Raw genomic sequence first — 15545 nt, 5'->3', positions numbered from 1 at the left:
TCTTCTATCTGTATTGTTTGTTTTATAGTCAGATATCCGGATTGAAACAGTAGATTTTCCGGATAGATGTAATCAATATCAAGGTTAGACAGTATCTCTTCTCCTACTTCCAAGTTCTCTAAATCCGGAAGGTAGTACTGGTTTTTTTGAAACATTTTTATCAAAAATGTAGGTGTTCCTGTTTCAAACCAGTATGGTCTAAATTCTTTTTTATCAAATAAAAGCAGTATATCAAAGGGATTGTAAACAGGTTCTCCAAGCCAGTTGTAGCCGTTGTACCACCTTTTTACTTCTTCTTTGTCAAAGTCTTTTATTCTGTCTTCAAAGACTGTTTCTAACTCTGTCTGTGTATATCCGCAGATGGTTGCAAACTCTCTGTCTAAGGTTATGTCGTTTAGCTGATTTAATCCACTGAATATAGATACTTTTGAAAATCTTGATACTCCTGTTAAAAATACAAGGTGTAGGTATGGGTCAGATGGTTTTAGTATCTCAAAGAATTTTTTGAGTACTTCTCTGTTGTTTTTTGCTTTTTGGGTGTCTTCTATAACATCGAGTATTGGTTTATCGTACTCATCTATCAATACCACTACTTTTTGGCTGTGTTTTTCATACAGTTTTTTTATTAGTTCTTGGAATTTTAGGTTAGGGTGCTGGTTTTGTAATTCTATGGAGTATTCACTTGCATTGGTGTCCAATAAGTAGTTAAGAGAATGTTCTAATCTTTCTGTTGTGTCTGTTAAGGCTATACTTAAATCTATCCTTATAACCGGATATTTTTTATCCCAATCCCAGTTATTATACAAATACAAACCTTTAAACAGTTCTTTATTCCCACTGAATGCTTCTTTTAGAGTGTCTAAGAATAAAGATTTTCCAAATCTTCTTGGTCTGCTTAAGAAAAAGTATTTTCCTTTTTCTTGTAATTTTTTTACAAATGGCGTTTTGTCTACATAATAGTATCCTTCCGTAATTATCTCTTTTAGGTTTTGTATTCCTATTGGTAGTTTTTTCATTTTATCACCAAAAACTATTTTAATTTTCATTTTACCACATAATGAACTGATATAAAAAAATATGGAAATTATTTTTTTGTTAATGCTATAATAAAACATCGTTTTATTTATGATTAGGAGGAAGTGAAGATGCTTAGCTATGATGTTTTGATAGTTGGAGCAGGAGGAGCCGGATTAATGGCGGCTCTTGAGGCTAGTAAAGCAAAAGATGTTAAAGTTGCTGTCATCTCAAAAGTTTATCCAACAAGGTCTCACACTGGAGCTGCTCAAGGTGGAATAAACGCAGCCCTTGCAAACGTAGACCCATCTGATAATCCGGAAGTTCACACATTTGATACAGTAAAAGGTAGTGACTATTTAGGAGACCAAGATGCAATTGAGTTTATGTGTTACGAAGCACCAAAAAGAATATATGAGTTAGAGCATTTAGGTGTTCCGTTTTCAAGACTTCCAGATGGTAGAATTGCCCAAAGACCTTTCGGTGGAGCCGGATTTCCAAGAACTTGCTACGCTGCAGATAAAACTGGACACGTAATACTCCATACACTCTATGAACAATGTTTAAAAAACGATGTTGAGTTTTTAAATGAATGGTTTGTTACAGAGTTGATAGTAGATAACAACGAAGCAAAAGGTGTTATAGCAATAGACATAAGAAATGGAGAAGTTCATGCAATAAAATCAAAAGCTATAATATTTGCAACTGGTGGGTATGCAAGAGTTTACTGGGTAAGAAACACAAATGCAATAGGTTCTACAGGAGATGGAATGGCAATCTGTTACAGAGCCGGAATACCTCTTAAAGATATGGAATTTGTACAATTTCACCCCACTGGACTAAGGTCAACAGGAATACTCGTCACAGAAGGAGCAAGAGGAGAAGGTGGATACCTTATAAACAACAAAGGTGAAAGATTCATGTCAAAGTATGCTCCTGAAAAAATGGAGCTTGCACCAAGAGACCTTGTAGCAAGGTCCATAGAAACAGAGATACTGGAAGGAAGAGGTTGGGGTGAAGGTATGATGGCATACGTCCACCTTGACCTAAGACACCTTGGAGCTGAGAAAATAAAATCCAGATTACCACAGATAAGACAACTTTGTATAGACTTTGAAGGAGTAGACCCAATAGAAGAGCCAATACCTGTTAGACCTACCGCTCACTACTCAATGGGTGGAATAGATGTAAGAGATTACAAAACAAGTATGACAGGGGTAAACGGTGTATTTGCTGTAGGAGAGTGTGCTTGCGTATCTGTTCATGGTGCAAACAGACTTGGAGGAAACTCTTTACTTGACTTGGTAGTGTTTGGTAAACCTGCAGGAGCAGCAGCAGTAGAATACGCAAGAAACAAACCAGATGACAACTTTAACCTAAAAGCAGAAGAAGAAAGAGCAAGAAGAGAGATAGAATCTTTACTCAAAAAAGAAAACAAAGAAAACATAAACAGTATAAGAATGGAAATGGCTCAAACTATGTGGGATAAAGTAGGTATATTCAGAGAAGAAAAACCGATGCTTGAAGCCATAGAAAAAATAAAAGAACTTAAAGAAAGGTATAAAAACCTTGCTCCTGGAGACAGTGGAAAAATATTCAACACCGCATTGATAAACTACATAGAGTTAGGCTTTTTACTTGACCTTGCGGAAGCAATAGCTACAACAGCTGTTTTAAGAAAAGAAAGTAGAGGAGCTCATGCAAGAAGAGACTATCCAAACAGAGATGATGAAAACTTCTTAAAACATAGTCTTTCTTACTACACTCCTGAAGGTCCAAAAGTAGAGTACTGTGAAGTAAAAATAACTAAATATCAACCACAAGAAAGAAAATACTAATCAAGAATATGGGGTGTTTACAAGCACCCCTTTTTACAAAGGTAAACATAAAACTTGTTTTCAATAAAAGAGAGCCGTATATTTTTTTGAGTTATTATTGAAAAGTTTCTTAAAATTTTTAAGTCTTTAATTTTTATTTCTTTTATCAATCCGGAATTTAAAGATTCCAACGCAATCAACTTTGATACAAAAGCTAATAGGTCCGTATTTTCAACCATATTAACTATAAGTTTTGAGCTGGACACCTCCATTACCGTATTTAGTTTTATTTTTACATTCTCTTCTACAACATTTCTTGTTCCAGACCCGGATTCTCTTAAAATAAACTTGTAGTCTTTTAAATCCTCAACGGTTAAAACATCAGAAATACTACTTTTTTTAGAAGAAATCAAAATTATCTCATCATGGTAAAAAGGTTTTATATCAAACTTATTTGATTCTACATTATCCTCAACAAGCCCTATATTAAAAACTTTCGATAGAACACCCTCTGCTACCTCTTTAGAATTTCCTATAAATAAGTTTAACTTTAAATCTGGATTTTCCTTGTAGAAATTAGCTAAAATTCTGGGAAGGTAATAATCACCTATTGTAGAACTCACTCCAATCGTTAAGAAATTTTTAGATATTAAAAAGTGTGATGACAAAGCATTTTCCATTTGATTATAATCATCCAATATTTTGGCCGCATATTCGTATAAAACTTTTCCTTCTTCTGTTAATTCCAACCTATTTTTCTTTCTTTGAAATAACGTTATTCCTAAATAATTTTCTATCTTTTTTATCTGTAGTGTTACAGTAGGCTGAGACAAAAATAAAATGTCAGCAGCTTTTGAAAAACTTTTTAAATCCGCAACAGTTTTAAATATTTTAAGTTTATGATAATCAAGTATTTCCATATCTTTTGGCTACACTTACAGTAAAGTCTTCAACTTCTTTTATAAAATCTAAAAGCTGTTGAACGTTTTTAACATTGTAAACTTTAAAATTTTCAACAACTTCTTTTATAATACCGTAAATATCTAAAAATTTTATCTTTCCTTGAAGAAATAGATTAACGGCAACTTCATCTGCAACAGTTAAAACTGTAGGATACATTCCTCCAATTTTACCACATTCTATAGCAAAGTTAAGTAGTGGAAATTTCTCATTATCAGGAGGTAAAAATGTTAAATTTTTTATTTTTGTAAAATCTAAAAAGTTGTTATTTAGCTGTTTTCTTTCTGGATAAAATATTGCGTAGGATATTGGTATTTTCATATCCGGATAAGACAAATTACTAATTACACTTCCATCTATGTACTCTACCATACCATGAATTATACTTTCCGGATGAACAACCACATCTATCTTTTCATAAGGTAAACCAAACAGATAATGGGCTTCTATAACTTCAAAACCTTTGTTAAGTAAGGTAGCACTATCTACCGATATTTTCTTTCCCATACTCCACCTTGGATGATTCAAAGCCTGCTGTATGGTTACTTTTTCAAAATCTTCTATTGGAAGATTTAAAAACGGACCTCCTGAAGCAGTCAATACAATTCTTCTAACATCATCTAACGGTCTTCTATCAATTATCTGGAAAATTGCAGAATGCTCACTATCTATAGGAATTAGATTTTTGTAGTTTTCTTTTTCAAGCTCCCCCAAACATATTATTGCTTCTTTGTTTGCTGTTGCTATTTTTTTACCACTTTCCAAAAGAATATAGGTAGGTTTTATACCTTTTACTCCTGCAATTGCAATGATAAATAGGTCTAAATCTACGTCTTTTAAAAAGTCTAAATTTTCTTCCCCTGCTATAATTTTTGTACTCCCTATAATCTGAGATTCTCCTAATTCCACATAAACATAATCCGGATTAAACTCTTTTATCTGGTTTATCAAGTTATCAGATAGCTTAGAAGCTCCAAGAAGTTTGACTTTTATCTTATCTTTATACTTTCTTGCAATCTCTAAAGTCTGTCTGCCAACTGAACCTGTTGAACCAAGAACACCTATATTTATCAAAGATTAAACTTCTCCCAACGCTTTTATTATATAACCAAAAAATTCGTTATCATCCTTAACACCTACAAACTCTACTTTATCATTAACAACAGTTTTAGGAACCGCTGAAACGTTGTACTTGGTTGCCAAATCCGGAAAAGAGTAACACTCAATAACAGTCGTCTTAATATTAGGATTAGCAATACTAAAACTTACAGCTTTCAAAATAGCAGGCGGACACCAACCACAAGAAGTAGTCACAAAAACTTTAACATCTACCGGTTTATCTATTTCTTCGACAAACTCTAAAATTCTTTCTGATATATGATATTCATTATTTGCAACCATTTTTAAACTGTCTAAAAAGGCTTTAATTTCACCACCGGCAACCTTTCCCAAAAACTTAATAGAAATTTTATCTTTTTCTATTATGAAAACAGGTTTATATTGTAAAGTTTCATCTAATTCCAAAGTTATCAAACTACTATTTAAACCAATACCTTTCAAAAATTCTTCTATCTGTTTTTCACTTTTATCAAAGTTGTACCTAATCTTAACATTTTCTTTTAAGTTTTCAAGCTCATGTTTTATATAATCAATCATTTTTACAACCTTAACTTTTTTATTTTTATTATTATAACTTTATTTGTATATATAATAAAGAATAATAATAGGACAAAAAAATCGTTGATAATCATGAAAAAAATTATTATTTTTCAATATTTTAAGTGTATTTTTTTATTGTTGATAACCTGTTGATAACTTAATTATTATTTGTCAATAACTTTTAGATTTTATAGCATATAAGTATTTGAAAAGGATATATTATTTTTTGGAATTTTTCTGTTGATGGATTGTTGATAACTACCTTTATTTTTTTACGTTGTACACAACTTATCAACAGGTTATGAACAGGTTATCAACAACTTATCGACAGGTTATCAACAGGTTGTAAACAGAGGTAAAGTTTTGATTGTTTATGGAGATAGCCGGCTTAAGCCGGCTTTTTTTGATTAGAACATTCCTGGAGGTTTACCTTTTGATACTATCAATCTTTCAACCGGCTGACCTTCAATTATGTGTTTTTGTACTATTTCTTCAACATCCGCAGGTGTAACGTTTCCGTACCAAATTGCATCCGGATAAACAACGACGTTAGGACCAAACATACAAGGACCAAGACATCCTGTAGCTGTAACTGCCATTTTGTTAAAAAGCCCCTTCGTCATCAAAGCTTCTTGAAACTTCATAAAAATCTGGTCTGACCCTTTATCACCACAAGAAGGCATTCCTGGTGGTTTTCTTTGCATACACACAAAAACATGTCTAAACTCTGCCATTACAACTCCTCCTAAAAAATAGATTTTAAAATTATTTTAAGGAAAAGACATTTCCTAATAAATGATTTTTATTACAAATGGTATAATCTTTATATGAAGGTAAGTGTTATTATTCCTGTTTACAACGGAGAAAAGTATATAAAAAATGCTGTAAATTCTGTTTTATCTCAGTCCTATGACAATTTTGAGGTTATCATTATCAATGATAATTCAAACGATAGTACGGAAAAAGTTATCTTTGAAAACTTTTCTTCTTTAATTGATTCTCAGAAGATTATTTATTTTAAAAATGACAAAAATATGGAAAGGTCTTACAGTAGGAATAAAGGTTTTCAACTGTCTAAAGGAGATTATATTTTTTATCTGGATTACGATGATGAATGGGATAAAGACTATTTAAAAGAGAATGTTTCATATTTAGAAAATTTTGATATTGTGTACAGTTTTCCAAGAACATTCATAGATTCAGAAGGGAATGTCAAAAGGGTTTCTGTAAAAAAAATTCCTGACGATGTTGGTGAAATCGTTTTTTCTGGAAACATAGGTTATCCATCTGCATCCGGATTTAAAAGAGATTCATTCTTAAAATACGATGAAAGTTTAAATTACAGAGAAGATTGGGAGATTTTTGTAAGAAGCTTTTTATCCGGATTAAAAATAAAAATTTTAGATAACAATAAAGTTAAAATAAGAGAACATTCCGGAAGGACAAGTAGGAAAAACATTCAGATGTTGAAAAATACTTTGCTTATATATGAAAAATATAAAGATAAAGTACCAACCATTTACAGAGAGTATTTATATTTCCATATAGGTGATATGTGTTTGCGATTTGGAGATTTGTACAACGGCTGGAAGTTTGTTTTAAAAAGCTTTAAAAATAAAGAACTGTTAACTTCTAAAAATTTAGTAACTCTCTTAAAAAGAGGTTTTCGGTTGGATAAGTATTTAACTTACTCTTCACTGAAAGAGATTGTTTTGTAAGTAAAAACCTCTAACAGTCCGGTTTTCCAAAAATCTGGAGGTAATCCGGCTTTTAAACACAAATGAGATAGAAAAGCCTCTTTATTGGGAATATCTTCCCAAACATCAGGTAAGAAAGTAGCCGTATGGTTCTTATACTTTATTATGACACCATCTTCAAATGGTTTTAATTTATTAAGTAAGTCTTTCCAATCTGTGTAAAAAAGAGGTTGAGGATAAGTCAAGACAGATACTTTTATTTTTATATTTGGTAATTCTTCCAGTGTTAACGGAGGAAATCTTGGGTCAGAGACGGCAGCTGATACGGCGTTGTTTATTACATCTTCATACAAAGGTCTGTAAGGTATTATAGAGCCGATACATCCTCGTAGTTGTCCCCATTTTGTTTGTAAAGTAACGAAAGATGAACCTTTTTTCTTTAAGTTTTCATAGGGAATATCATTTTCATCTATAGCTAGAATCTTTCTATGTGTTAAATAATACTCTATAGATTTTCTTGCTAACTTTAGTAAAAAAAGGCCTTCTTCTTTACTTATAGAAGATATAACTTGCGTATCCAACGACACTGCTGTAATCTCCTCCTGTATCTCCTGATGTTTTATAATCCAAAACTTTTGACTTTAATCCTTTTTCTTTTGCATACTTTATCATAGCTTCTATACCTATTTTTCCGCATGCTTCACAGTTTTGTAAGTACCTTTCATCTAACTTTTCAACTGCTAGGTGGCAGTAGCTGTCAAGCTGTCTTGCAATTTTATCCGGATAGTAGTGACTTAAATCAGAGCTTATAACAACTATCGTGTTTTCATCTTTAAAATATTCAATTATGTATTTTATAAAATCACTCTCTATATCTCCATAAACGACTGGAATGATATCAAAATTTTTCATTATTACTTGTAAGAAGGGGACTTGAACTTCCAATGAATGCTCCTTTTGGTGTGGAAGGGTGTTTAATGTTAATGGAAAATCCGGATTTAATTTTACAAATCTTTCAATTTTTTCTTTTGCAACTTTTACATTTCCAAGTGGTGTTTGCCAAAAATCGTAATAACCAAAAGAAACTCCTTGAAGATATACATGGTGAGATGGACCTATCAACAAAAATGTGTAGTTTTTATCTAAATCTAAATTTAAAAGCTGTTTGTAAGATACAGCAGCAACTACTCCACTATACATATAACCAGCGTGTGGACTAACTAAACCTTCTGGTTTGTAAGGGTAAAGAGGTGCTTTTAATAAATAATTTTTTATCGTATTTTCTAATCTTTCTTTGTCTGCTGTATAAAATAGGTTTGCAACCGCTGGCCTTCTAACAGATAACATTTTTATTCCTCTTTATTTTTGTTATATATATAAGTTATGCTTTAGTTTTCTTTTTTCCATATAAATTTTAAAATTGTGAAAAAGAAAACTAAAAGTACTGTTAGATAGATTGGTGCAAATAGTATATTTTTTTCAATCAATTTTATAAAAAAGTAGTTTATTAGCATATAAAAGATAGAAACAGATATGGTAAATGTTAACAGTACTTCTTTCGTATGTGATAAGTTCAATCCGGATAAAAACCCAATAAACCCTATAAATAAAAATGGTATAACGAAGAAGAATCTATCTACCAAAACTGCAAAAGCTTTTTCATTATCCGGACCTTTTGATAAAAAAACTTGTGTAAGTTGAGATGTTTTGTAGTCTTCTAATGGAATATCTTTTATGTATGAAGTATCTAAATTAAAGCTGTATTTTTCATACTTTAAAACGTTGAAAGATTTTTCAGAAGGAATGTGAATGTATCCATTACTGAGGACTATTTTATCTTGGTAAAAGATTCCTTCTTTTGCTGTAACTAAATATCTATTTGATTTATTGTAAATAATAACATTTTTTAGTGTATTTTCTTTTTTATCTTCAACATAGACAGATATATTTTCGTTTATTTTTGTAAAGTTTTTAGGTTGAACACTTTCTAATATGTAATTTTTTACTTTAACCGTTAAAAACTTTGCTCTTTCTCTGTTTGCGTAAGGAACTAAAAAGGTTGATATAACCAATGCTACCGTTGAAAATAAAGCTGTAGTTATAAAAACAGATTTTAGTATCCGTTTTTGTGATACTCCTAACGAGTATATAGCGTATACTTCATTACTTTCTCTTATGTGTATACCAACTAAAAGCCAACTAATAAAAAATCCAAATAAAAGTTGATATTTAAGAAAAGAAACATCTATCAGTAGGAGTAAGTTGAGAAAATCTATAAAGTTCATACCGTAGGCAAAACTTGGAAGGTGTAATAACTGAGATGATGTTATAACTATAGAGAATATTCCAATTAGAATAAGAAATTTTTTTGTAAAGTTTTTTATAAGATACTTATCTAATATCTTCATCTACAGACTAAACCATCCTTCCGGAGGAGTTATTGTTATCTTTTTCTTTTCTGTATCAACATCTTTAACAAACTGTTTTATAAATGGTAGATATCTTATTTTATCGTCTGAACATTTTATTATTAGGTATACTTGTGGAAGTCTGTCATCTACTTTTTCTACTTTTCCTATGTATTTTTCGTTGAAGTAAACTTCACAGCCTTCAAGTTCAAAAACATAAAACTCATCTTTATTTAATTTTGGTAAAAGGTTTTCGTCTATGTAGATGAGTTTTTGAGATAGTTCTTTTGCTTTTTCTGGTGTGTCGTATCCTTTGAATTTTATAAGATTCTTCTTCCTGTCTATAAACTCTATATCCACAGGTTTTAGTTTTCCTGTTTCTTCATCTTCTATGTATATAACTTCTGGAAGTTTTATTTTTTCATGGTAAAGTTCTAGTTTTAAGTTTCCTTTTACTCCGTGTGTTGAATGTATCTTTCCTGCAACCACTTTATCTTTTTTTTCCATTTTTTCTACCTCACACATTTAGGTAGATTTTTTAATAGTTGTTGAGCATTTTTCTTTATTTCTTCATTGTTATAATTTATTAATGGAGTGATAAGACAAGAGGCTTCTTTTCTTTTTTCTGCTTTTATTAATATATTTGCTGCTTTTAGTCTAGCAAGGGCTGTTGTATCGTTTATCTGTGGGTTTGTGTAGATAGCGTTTAGGTAAGCGTTTAAAGCTTTATTTAAATCGTTTTTGTTAGAGTATATCTCTCCTAAAAGGTAATAACTTTCCGATGCAAGTTGGTAGTTTTGTGATTTAGTTGCAGCTTCTAAATAAGGTATTGCTTCTTCTAAAAGATTTTGTTTGTATTTTATCTTTCCTATGTAAAATGATATATCTGATGCTTTATCGGAGTATTTATCTAAAAGTTCTTTTAGATAAGATAATGCTTCATCGTAATTTTGATTTTCTATCAACAGATTTGAAAGTTTAAATTTTACATCATCATTATAATCTATATTCTTATAAGTGGTTATAGCTTTTTCTATGTTGCCCTCTTTTTCATAAATTTGGGCAAGTAACATATTACTCTTGAATTTTATATCTTCATCAGGAATGCTTATAAGTTTTGTTAAAATTTCCTTTGCTTTTTCGTTTTGATTTGATTTAAAGTAGTTTTCTGCAAGTTTATATTTAGCTAAGTTTCCTTCTGGAGTGTTTTTTATGGATAGTTCATTATAGATTTTAACAGCTTTTTCTATTTCACCTTTTTCTTCGTATATAGATGCAAGTTGAAGTTTTAAAGTATCAATCATAGGATAATCAGGATATTTGGATATAAAATCTTCTATAACTTTATCTTTTTCATTGTTTTCTCCCTTCGTTTCTAATAGTACCAAACTGTAAGCTGCATCTACAGCTTCCTTTTTACCTTTGTACTTCTCTATAAATTCTTTATACATGTTTCTAGCTAAATCTTGTTCTCCAAGATTGTAGTAGCTGTCAGCAATTCTTAAGTAAGCTTTTTGGTTGTATATATCATCTTCTTTAAATTTCTTTCTAAAATTATTAAACTCTTCTATAGCTTTTTGAAAGTTTCCTTCTGAGAAGTAAAGGTACGCATACAGATAGCTTGCTTTCTTGCTAAGTTCATCAGTTGATAAGTCAGCTATCTTTTTAAGTTTCAATCTGGCAGATTCTAAATTATTTTCTTTTATGTCAATGTAAGCAGATAAAAATAAAAATTTTCTATCGGTTTTATCTTTTATTAAATCTTTTGCTTTTTGTATATCTCCTGCATTGAAGGCTGAAACAGCTTTCATATAAGGGTCTTTAAATGCTTTATATGCATTTTGATAGTCCTTATTTTTAAAAAAGTACCAGCCAAGGTAATCGTAAGCAAGATTCTCGTCTAAATCTTTTAAGGTAGATACGACATTTATATAATTTTCATCGTCATGTAAAATGTAGTAAATTTCTGCTAAGTATATCAAAGATGTTTTTTTGATTTGGTAATCTTGACTTTCTGTTAGTTTAGAAAAACATTCTTCTGCTTTTTTATAAAGTTTTTGAGCGTAAGCAGAAAATCCACAGTAAAGATATGATTTTTCATCATTTTTCTCTTTTGCTAAATCTTGGAATATATTTAAAGCATATTCATAGTTTTTTAAATTGTATAGAGAAACTGCCAAGTCAAATCTTAGATTTTCTTTGTTTTTATCTGTCAGATTCAACACTTTTTGTATATATACAAATGTATCAAGCCATTTTCCTTGTGATGCGTAGTTGTTTATAACGTTTAAATACAAGTAATAACTTAGATAGCTGTCTCTTGATTCTAAAATTTCTGCATAATCTTTCGTTTTATCTTTAGCTGTTAGTCCAAGTCCTAAATATGCCACATTAGTCAAATTATCGTTTGATAAATAATTTTTTACAAAACTTTCAAATAAGGATTTTGCCTTTTCATAATCTTTTAAATAGTAATAGTTAAATCCATCTATCAGCAAACTTACTTTTTTCAATGTTTTATTTTCTCCTGAGTATTTATAATTTAAGGATTCTTTGTATTTACCGATTAAAAATAGAGAATGTTTTAAAAAGTATTTACAGTAATCTGACGAGCCTGTATCTAAGTTATCACAGTTTATATTTGTAATTTTTTCATTTGACTTTAAAGATTTGACAACAAATTGGTAGAATTTTACATCATCATCTTGTGTAATGTTTTGTAAAACTTCAGATGCTTTATCTAAATTATCATTAATTATCAATGTGATGGCGTAGGATAGACAACTTTCTTTTAATGGGTTCAAGTTGCAACTTTTTTCTAAGTAATTTTGAGCTTCGTTGTACTTTTGAAATTCAAAGTTTATATAACCTAAAAGGTAGTAAGCGTAAAATAGGTTTTGGTTGTCTTTGTATTTTTCTACGAATTTATTTAAGTTTTCTTGAGCAAATATAAAGTCTCCTTTTTCAAAGTAATCTATCGCATCTGAAAGTAAAGCGTTAGATGGTGGTATACCTAAGTATGCTGTTGGTTTTTTAATTTTAAGAAAAGGAAGTTTTACGTTGTAAGGTTTTTGTAATGGAATGTACTCTTTTATGTTTAAGTTGTCATTTAAAGGTTGAAAATCTAATTTTTTTGGAGGGTTCATTAAGGGTTTTTCTTCTAAAATCTGAGATACTATCTCTATAGGAAAAACAACTTCCGGAAGTTTTATGGTGTTTGCTTTTACTGTGATTGAGTAAAGTATTAGTATTAAACTAAAGGTTAATTTTTTCACTTTCTAAAACCTCTAAAGCTTTTTGTATATCTAATTTTATCTGATTTTGAAGATTTTCTATAGAGTCAAATTTTTTTTCTTCTCTTAGATATTTTATGAAATATATTTTTACAGTATCGTTTTCTTTTGGTAGATTTTCTGGAGTTTCTAACAGGTGCACTTCTATAAATGTTTTTGTTCCGTCTATTGTTGGTCTGTTTCCAAAGTTTATAACAGCTTTGTATAAATTTTCATTTTTTTCTAAAAATCCGGCATAAACACCTCTTTTTAGGCATAAGTCTTCATCTGGTTTTACGTTTATGGTAGGAAATCCTATCTCTTTTCCTTTCCCGTCTCCTTTTACTACCTTTTCTATCAAAAAGTACTTTCTTCCAAGTAGTTTACATGCTTTTTCCAACTGTGCATTTTTCAATAACTCTCTTATAAGGCTGCTGCTTATTCTATGATTGTTTATTGTAATATCTTCAACGGTGATAACTTTCATACCTATGGTTTTTCCTACTTCTTTTGCATAATCTATGTTTCCTTCTCTTCTGTATCCAAACTTCCAATCTTTTCCTACTATAAGGACTTTACAGTGAAGACTTTCCTTTAAAAATTTTAAAAACTCAATGGCTGTTTTATGGTAAAAGTTTTTATTAAATTCCACTATTACAACGTAATCTAATTTTTCTTTTTTAAGAAGGTAAGTTTTCGTTTCTAAATTGACTATACTACATTTGAAACTATCCGGATTTAAGACTTTTCTTGGATGAGGGTAAAATGTTAAAACTAAAGATTTAAGGTTTTCTTTTTTTCCAAATTCTTTTATTTTTTTTATAATCTCTTTATGTCCTAAGTGTAAACCATCAAAATTCCCAACGGTACAAACAGTTGCTTCTTTTATCGGAAGGTCTTTTAATGTTAAAATCTTTGTCATTCTTCCTCTTTTAGTATTATTTCTGTAGCTTTTTTGATTACACTGTACCTAAATCCACGATTTTTTAGAAATTTTACCACATTTTCGTAGGTTTTTTCTTTTTTAAAGGACCTTTTTAATAAGTTTAGTGCTGCTTGAAGTTCTTCCTCTTCTGAAATATCTATATCTGTGATGCCTTTTTGATAGAGCTTGTTTTTTAATTTTGCAAAACTTTTACCTTTATTTATAGATAGTTCTTTGTATCTTTCTTTTAATTTTTCGTCATTTATTAAGCCTTGTTTTTTTAAATCATCAATAATTTTTACTATTTCTTCTTCTTTAAATCCTTTTCTCTTTAGTTTTTCTATGAGTTCTTCTTCAAAGTAATCTTTTTTTGATAAAAGTTTGTAAACGTAACTTTTTATTTTAGAATCCATATGATGAGAATTCTGTTTCATCTTCTCCGGATGTGATTCCTTTTATTTTCAACTCTACATCAGCTGGGTTTGTAGCGTAAAGTAAAGCGTCTTCGTAAGTTATTAAACCTTTTTCGTAAAGTTCTACAACCGCTTGGTCAAAGGTTTGCATTCCATACTGTTTCTTTCCTTTTTCCATTAAGTCTTGAATCATAAAAAGTTTATCCGGATTTTGTATAGCTTCTGTTATAGCCCCTGTGTTTATTAAAATTTCAACTGCTGGGACAACACCATTTCCATCTTTTCTTGGTATAAGTCTTTGAGAAATAATTGCCTTTAAAACCGCCGCTAAAAGTATTCTAAGATGGTTTTGTTCTTCTACTGGGAACATGTTTATTATTCTACTTATAGTATCCTTTGCGTCTTGTGTGTGGAGGGTTGATAAAACAAAATGTCCTGTTTCAGCAGCCCTTAGTGCAGTTTGAATAGTTTCTAAGTCTCTCATTTCTCCTACCATTATTACGTCAGGGTCTTCACGGAGAGCAGCTCTGAGTCCGGTATAAAAATCTCTGGTATCTAAGTCGACTTCTCTTTGAACTATGTATGCTTTTTTATCTTTAAATACATACTCTATTGGGTCTTCTATTGTTATTATTGTTTCTTCAAAAATACTGTTTCTATAATCTAGCATTGATGCTAGAGTGGTTGATTTTCCGGAACCTGTAGGACCTGTAACAAGAACAAGACCTCTTGGTTCTTCTGCTATTTTTTTAATAACTTCTGGAAGCATTAATGAATTTAAATCCGGTATAGATGTTTTAAGAACTCTTAAAGCAATAGCATATGTTCCTCGTTGTTTATATATATTTACCCTAAATCTACTTACTCCTGTTAGTGAGTAAGATATATCTACTTCACCATTTTTTAAAAGCTCTGATTTTTTATTTTCAGATTTTTCTAAAATTTTATGGATAAAATTAAGCATATTTTCAGGTTTTATTACTTCGAATCCCGGAATATCCATTAATATTGTATTTACCCTCATTTTAGGTTTTGAACCAACTTTTAGGTGTATATCAGAGGCTTTTGCTTTTACTGCTTCTGCTAAAACAGAGTCAAGCTCCATTTAACATCCTCTCTTTTATTGTTTTTTCTATTTTTTCGGTAATTTGAGGATTTTGTTTTAGAAACTCTCTTGCTTTTTCTCTTCCTTGTCCGAGTTTTATCTCTTCTCCTGTTTCTTCATCTTTGTAAGAGTACCATGCTCCACCTTTTAAAGAAGCAGAATTTGATGTAATCTACGGAGAAGGAATATCAAAAGAAGGAGAAATATTAGATTTAGGAGAGGAAATAGGTTTGATAAAGAAAAGCGGAGCATGGTACTCTTACAAAGATGAAGAA

Annotated in this window: 15 protein-coding genes and 2 pseudogenes; 3 read left to right on the top strand and 14 right to left on the bottom strand. The window is 30.4% G+C overall.

Annotated features, from left to right (window positions below; genetic code table 11):
• The coding region (locus NE054_RS03405; RefSeq protein ID WP_297888526.1) for an AAA family ATPase at nt 1-1016 on the bottom strand (1016 nt) is incomplete at its 3' end.
• A gap of 129 nt (nt 1017-1145) precedes the next feature.
• On the opposite strand from NE054_RS03405, the gene sdhA reads away from it, so the two are divergent.
• A complete protein-coding gene (sdhA, locus tag NE054_RS03400; protein WP_297888524.1) occupies nt 1146-2852 on the top strand; it encodes a succinate dehydrogenase flavoprotein subunit in 1707 nt (568 codons plus the stop codon).
• 17 nt (nt 2853-2869) lie between these two features.
• On the opposite strand, the gene NE054_RS03395 is transcribed toward sdhA, so the two are convergent.
• The 4 genes from NE054_RS03395 to NE054_RS03380 all read right to left on the bottom strand — a co-directional run bounded on the left by NE054_RS03395 (nt 2870) and on the right by NE054_RS03380 (nt 6184).
• Nucleotides 2870-3751: a LysR family transcriptional regulator gene (locus NE054_RS03395; RefSeq protein ID WP_297888521.1), complete on the bottom strand. Its 882-nt coding sequence runs from the start codon at nt 3749-3751 to the stop codon at nt 2870-2872.
• Nucleotides 3738-4865: a 1-deoxy-D-xylulose-5-phosphate reductoisomerase gene (dxr, locus tag NE054_RS03390; RefSeq protein ID WP_297888518.1), complete on the bottom strand. Its 1128-nt coding sequence runs from the start codon at nt 4863-4865 to the stop codon at nt 3738-3740. The genes NE054_RS03395 and dxr overlap by 14 nt, the downstream gene beginning before the upstream one ends.
• A 3-nt stretch (nt 4866-4868) precedes the next feature.
• The gene (locus tag NE054_RS03385; RefSeq protein ID WP_297888515.1) at nt 4869-5447 is read right to left on the bottom strand and encodes a thioredoxin family protein; all 579 of its coding nucleotides are present in this window, start codon (nt 5445-5447) and stop codon (nt 4869-4871) included.
• A gap of 410 nt (nt 5448-5857) precedes the next feature.
• Nucleotides 5858-6184: a (2Fe-2S) ferredoxin domain-containing protein gene (locus NE054_RS03380; RefSeq protein WP_028950764.1), complete on the bottom strand. Its 327-nt coding sequence runs from the start codon at nt 6182-6184 to the stop codon at nt 5858-5860.
• A 93-nt stretch (nt 6185-6277) separates the two neighbouring features.
• On the opposite strand from NE054_RS03380, the gene NE054_RS03375 reads away from it, so the two are divergent.
• Nucleotides 6278-7168 carry a glycosyltransferase family 2 protein gene (locus NE054_RS03375; protein WP_297888509.1) on the top strand — a complete coding sequence of 297 codons (891 nt, stop codon included), beginning with the start codon at nt 6278-6280 and terminating at the stop codon, nt 7166-7168.
• Here the strand turns inward: NE054_RS03375 and amrA are convergent.
• The 9 genes and pseudogenes from amrA to NE054_RS08515 all read right to left on the bottom strand — a co-directional run.
• Entirely contained in the window at nt 7138-7734 is a 597-nt protein-coding gene (gene amrA, locus NE054_RS03370; RefSeq protein ID WP_297888505.1) for an AmmeMemoRadiSam system protein A, read from the bottom strand. The two genes, NE054_RS03375 and amrA, sit on opposite strands and share 31 nt — an antisense overlap.
• Complete coding sequence (gene amrB / locus NE054_RS03365; protein ID WP_297888502.1) at nt 7697-8494, bottom strand: AmmeMemoRadiSam system protein B; 798 nt, start codon at nt 8492-8494, stop codon at nt 7697-7699. The genes amrA and amrB overlap by 38 nt, the downstream gene beginning before the upstream one ends.
• Nucleotides 8495-8535: 41 nt before the next feature.
• On the bottom strand, nt 8536-9555 hold the full coding sequence (locus NE054_RS03360) for an LptF/LptG family permease (RefSeq protein ID WP_297888499.1): 1020 nt from the start codon (nt 9553-9555) through the stop codon (nt 8536-8538).
• Entirely contained in the window at nt 9556-10062 is a 507-nt protein-coding gene (gene rimM / locus NE054_RS03355; RefSeq protein ID WP_297888496.1) for a ribosome maturation factor RimM, read from the bottom strand.
• Between the two features lie 5 nt (nt 10063-10067).
• Complete coding sequence (locus NE054_RS03350) at nt 10068-12830, bottom strand: tetratricopeptide repeat protein (RefSeq protein WP_297888494.1); 2763 nt, start codon at nt 12828-12830, stop codon at nt 10068-10070.
• Nucleotides 12811-13749 carry a bifunctional riboflavin kinase/FAD synthetase gene (locus tag NE054_RS03345; RefSeq protein ID WP_297888491.1) on the bottom strand — a complete coding sequence of 313 codons (939 nt, stop codon included), beginning with the start codon at nt 13747-13749 and terminating at the stop codon, nt 12811-12813. Before NE054_RS03345 ends, NE054_RS03350 begins: the two co-directional genes overlap by 20 nt.
• The gene (locus tag NE054_RS03340) at nt 13746-14186 is read right to left on the bottom strand and encodes a regulatory protein RecX (RefSeq protein WP_297888487.1); all 441 of its coding nucleotides are present in this window, start codon (nt 14184-14186) and stop codon (nt 13746-13748) included. Before NE054_RS03340 ends, NE054_RS03345 begins: the two co-directional genes overlap by 4 nt.
• Nucleotides 14155-15270 carry a PilT/PilU family type 4a pilus ATPase gene (locus NE054_RS03335; protein ID WP_297888485.1) on the bottom strand — a complete coding sequence of 372 codons (1116 nt, stop codon included), beginning with the start codon at nt 15268-15270 and terminating at the stop codon, nt 14155-14157. The genes NE054_RS03340 and NE054_RS03335 overlap by 32 nt, the downstream gene beginning before the upstream one ends.
• Nucleotides 15260-15418, bottom strand: a pseudogene (locus NE054_RS08515) (DNA recombination/repair protein RecA); the annotation flags it as partial. The gene NE054_RS03335 and the pseudogene NE054_RS08515, both read right to left, overlap by 11 nt.
• Between NE054_RS08515 and NE054_RS08510 the strand changes: the two are divergent.
• Nucleotides 15408-15545, top strand: a pseudogene (locus NE054_RS08510) (DNA recombination/repair protein RecA); the annotation flags it as partial. The pseudogenes NE054_RS08515 and NE054_RS08510 sit on opposite strands and share 11 nt — an antisense overlap.

Source organism: Sulfurihydrogenibium sp., from assembly GCF_027448985.1.
Lineage (GTDB): Bacteria > Aquificota > Aquificia > Aquificales > Hydrogenothermaceae > Sulfurihydrogenibium.
The sequence above is the reverse complement of the archived record's forward strand: the minus strand, read 5'-3'. Positions and strand labels throughout refer to the sequence as shown.

Bases quoted from the DNA above. Each gene is read 5' to 3' on its own strand.
- NE054_RS03395 (WP_297888521.1), bottom strand. From the start codon at position 3,751: ATGGAAATACTTGATTATCATAAACTTAAAATATTTAAAACTGTTGCG.
- NE054_RS03360 (WP_297888499.1), bottom strand. From the start codon at position 9,555: ATGAAGATATTAGATAAGTATCTTATAAAAAACTTTACAAAAAAATTT.
- rimM (WP_297888496.1), bottom strand. From the start codon at position 10,062: ATGGAAAAAAAAGATAAAGTGGTTGCAGGAAAGATACATTCAACACAC.
- NE054_RS03335 (WP_297888485.1), bottom strand. From the start codon at position 15,270: ATGGAGCTTGACTCTGTTTTAGCAGAAGCAGTAAAAGCAAAAGCCTCT.
- amrB (WP_297888502.1), bottom strand. From the start codon at position 8,494: ATGTTATCTGTTAGAAGGCCAGCGGTTGCAAACCTATTTTATACAGCA.
- NE054_RS03385 (WP_297888515.1), bottom strand. From the start codon at position 5,447: ATGATTGATTATATAAAACATGAGCTTGAAAACTTAAAAGAAAATGTT.
- NE054_RS03345 (WP_297888491.1), bottom strand. From the start codon at position 13,749: ATGACAAAGATTTTAACATTAAAAGACCTTCCGATAAAAGAAGCAACT.
- NE054_RS03340 (WP_297888487.1), bottom strand. From the start codon at position 14,186: ATGAAACAGAATTCTCATCATATGGATTCTAAAATAAAAAGTTACGTT.
- sdhA (WP_297888524.1), top strand. From the start codon at position 1,146: ATGCTTAGCTATGATGTTTTGATAGTTGGAGCAGGAGGAGCCGGATTA.
- NE054_RS03375 (WP_297888509.1), top strand. From the start codon at position 6,278: ATGAAGGTAAGTGTTATTATTCCTGTTTACAACGGAGAAAAGTATATA.
- NE054_RS03380 (WP_028950764.1), bottom strand. From the start codon at position 6,184: ATGGCAGAGTTTAGACATGTTTTTGTGTGTATGCAAAGAAAACCACCA.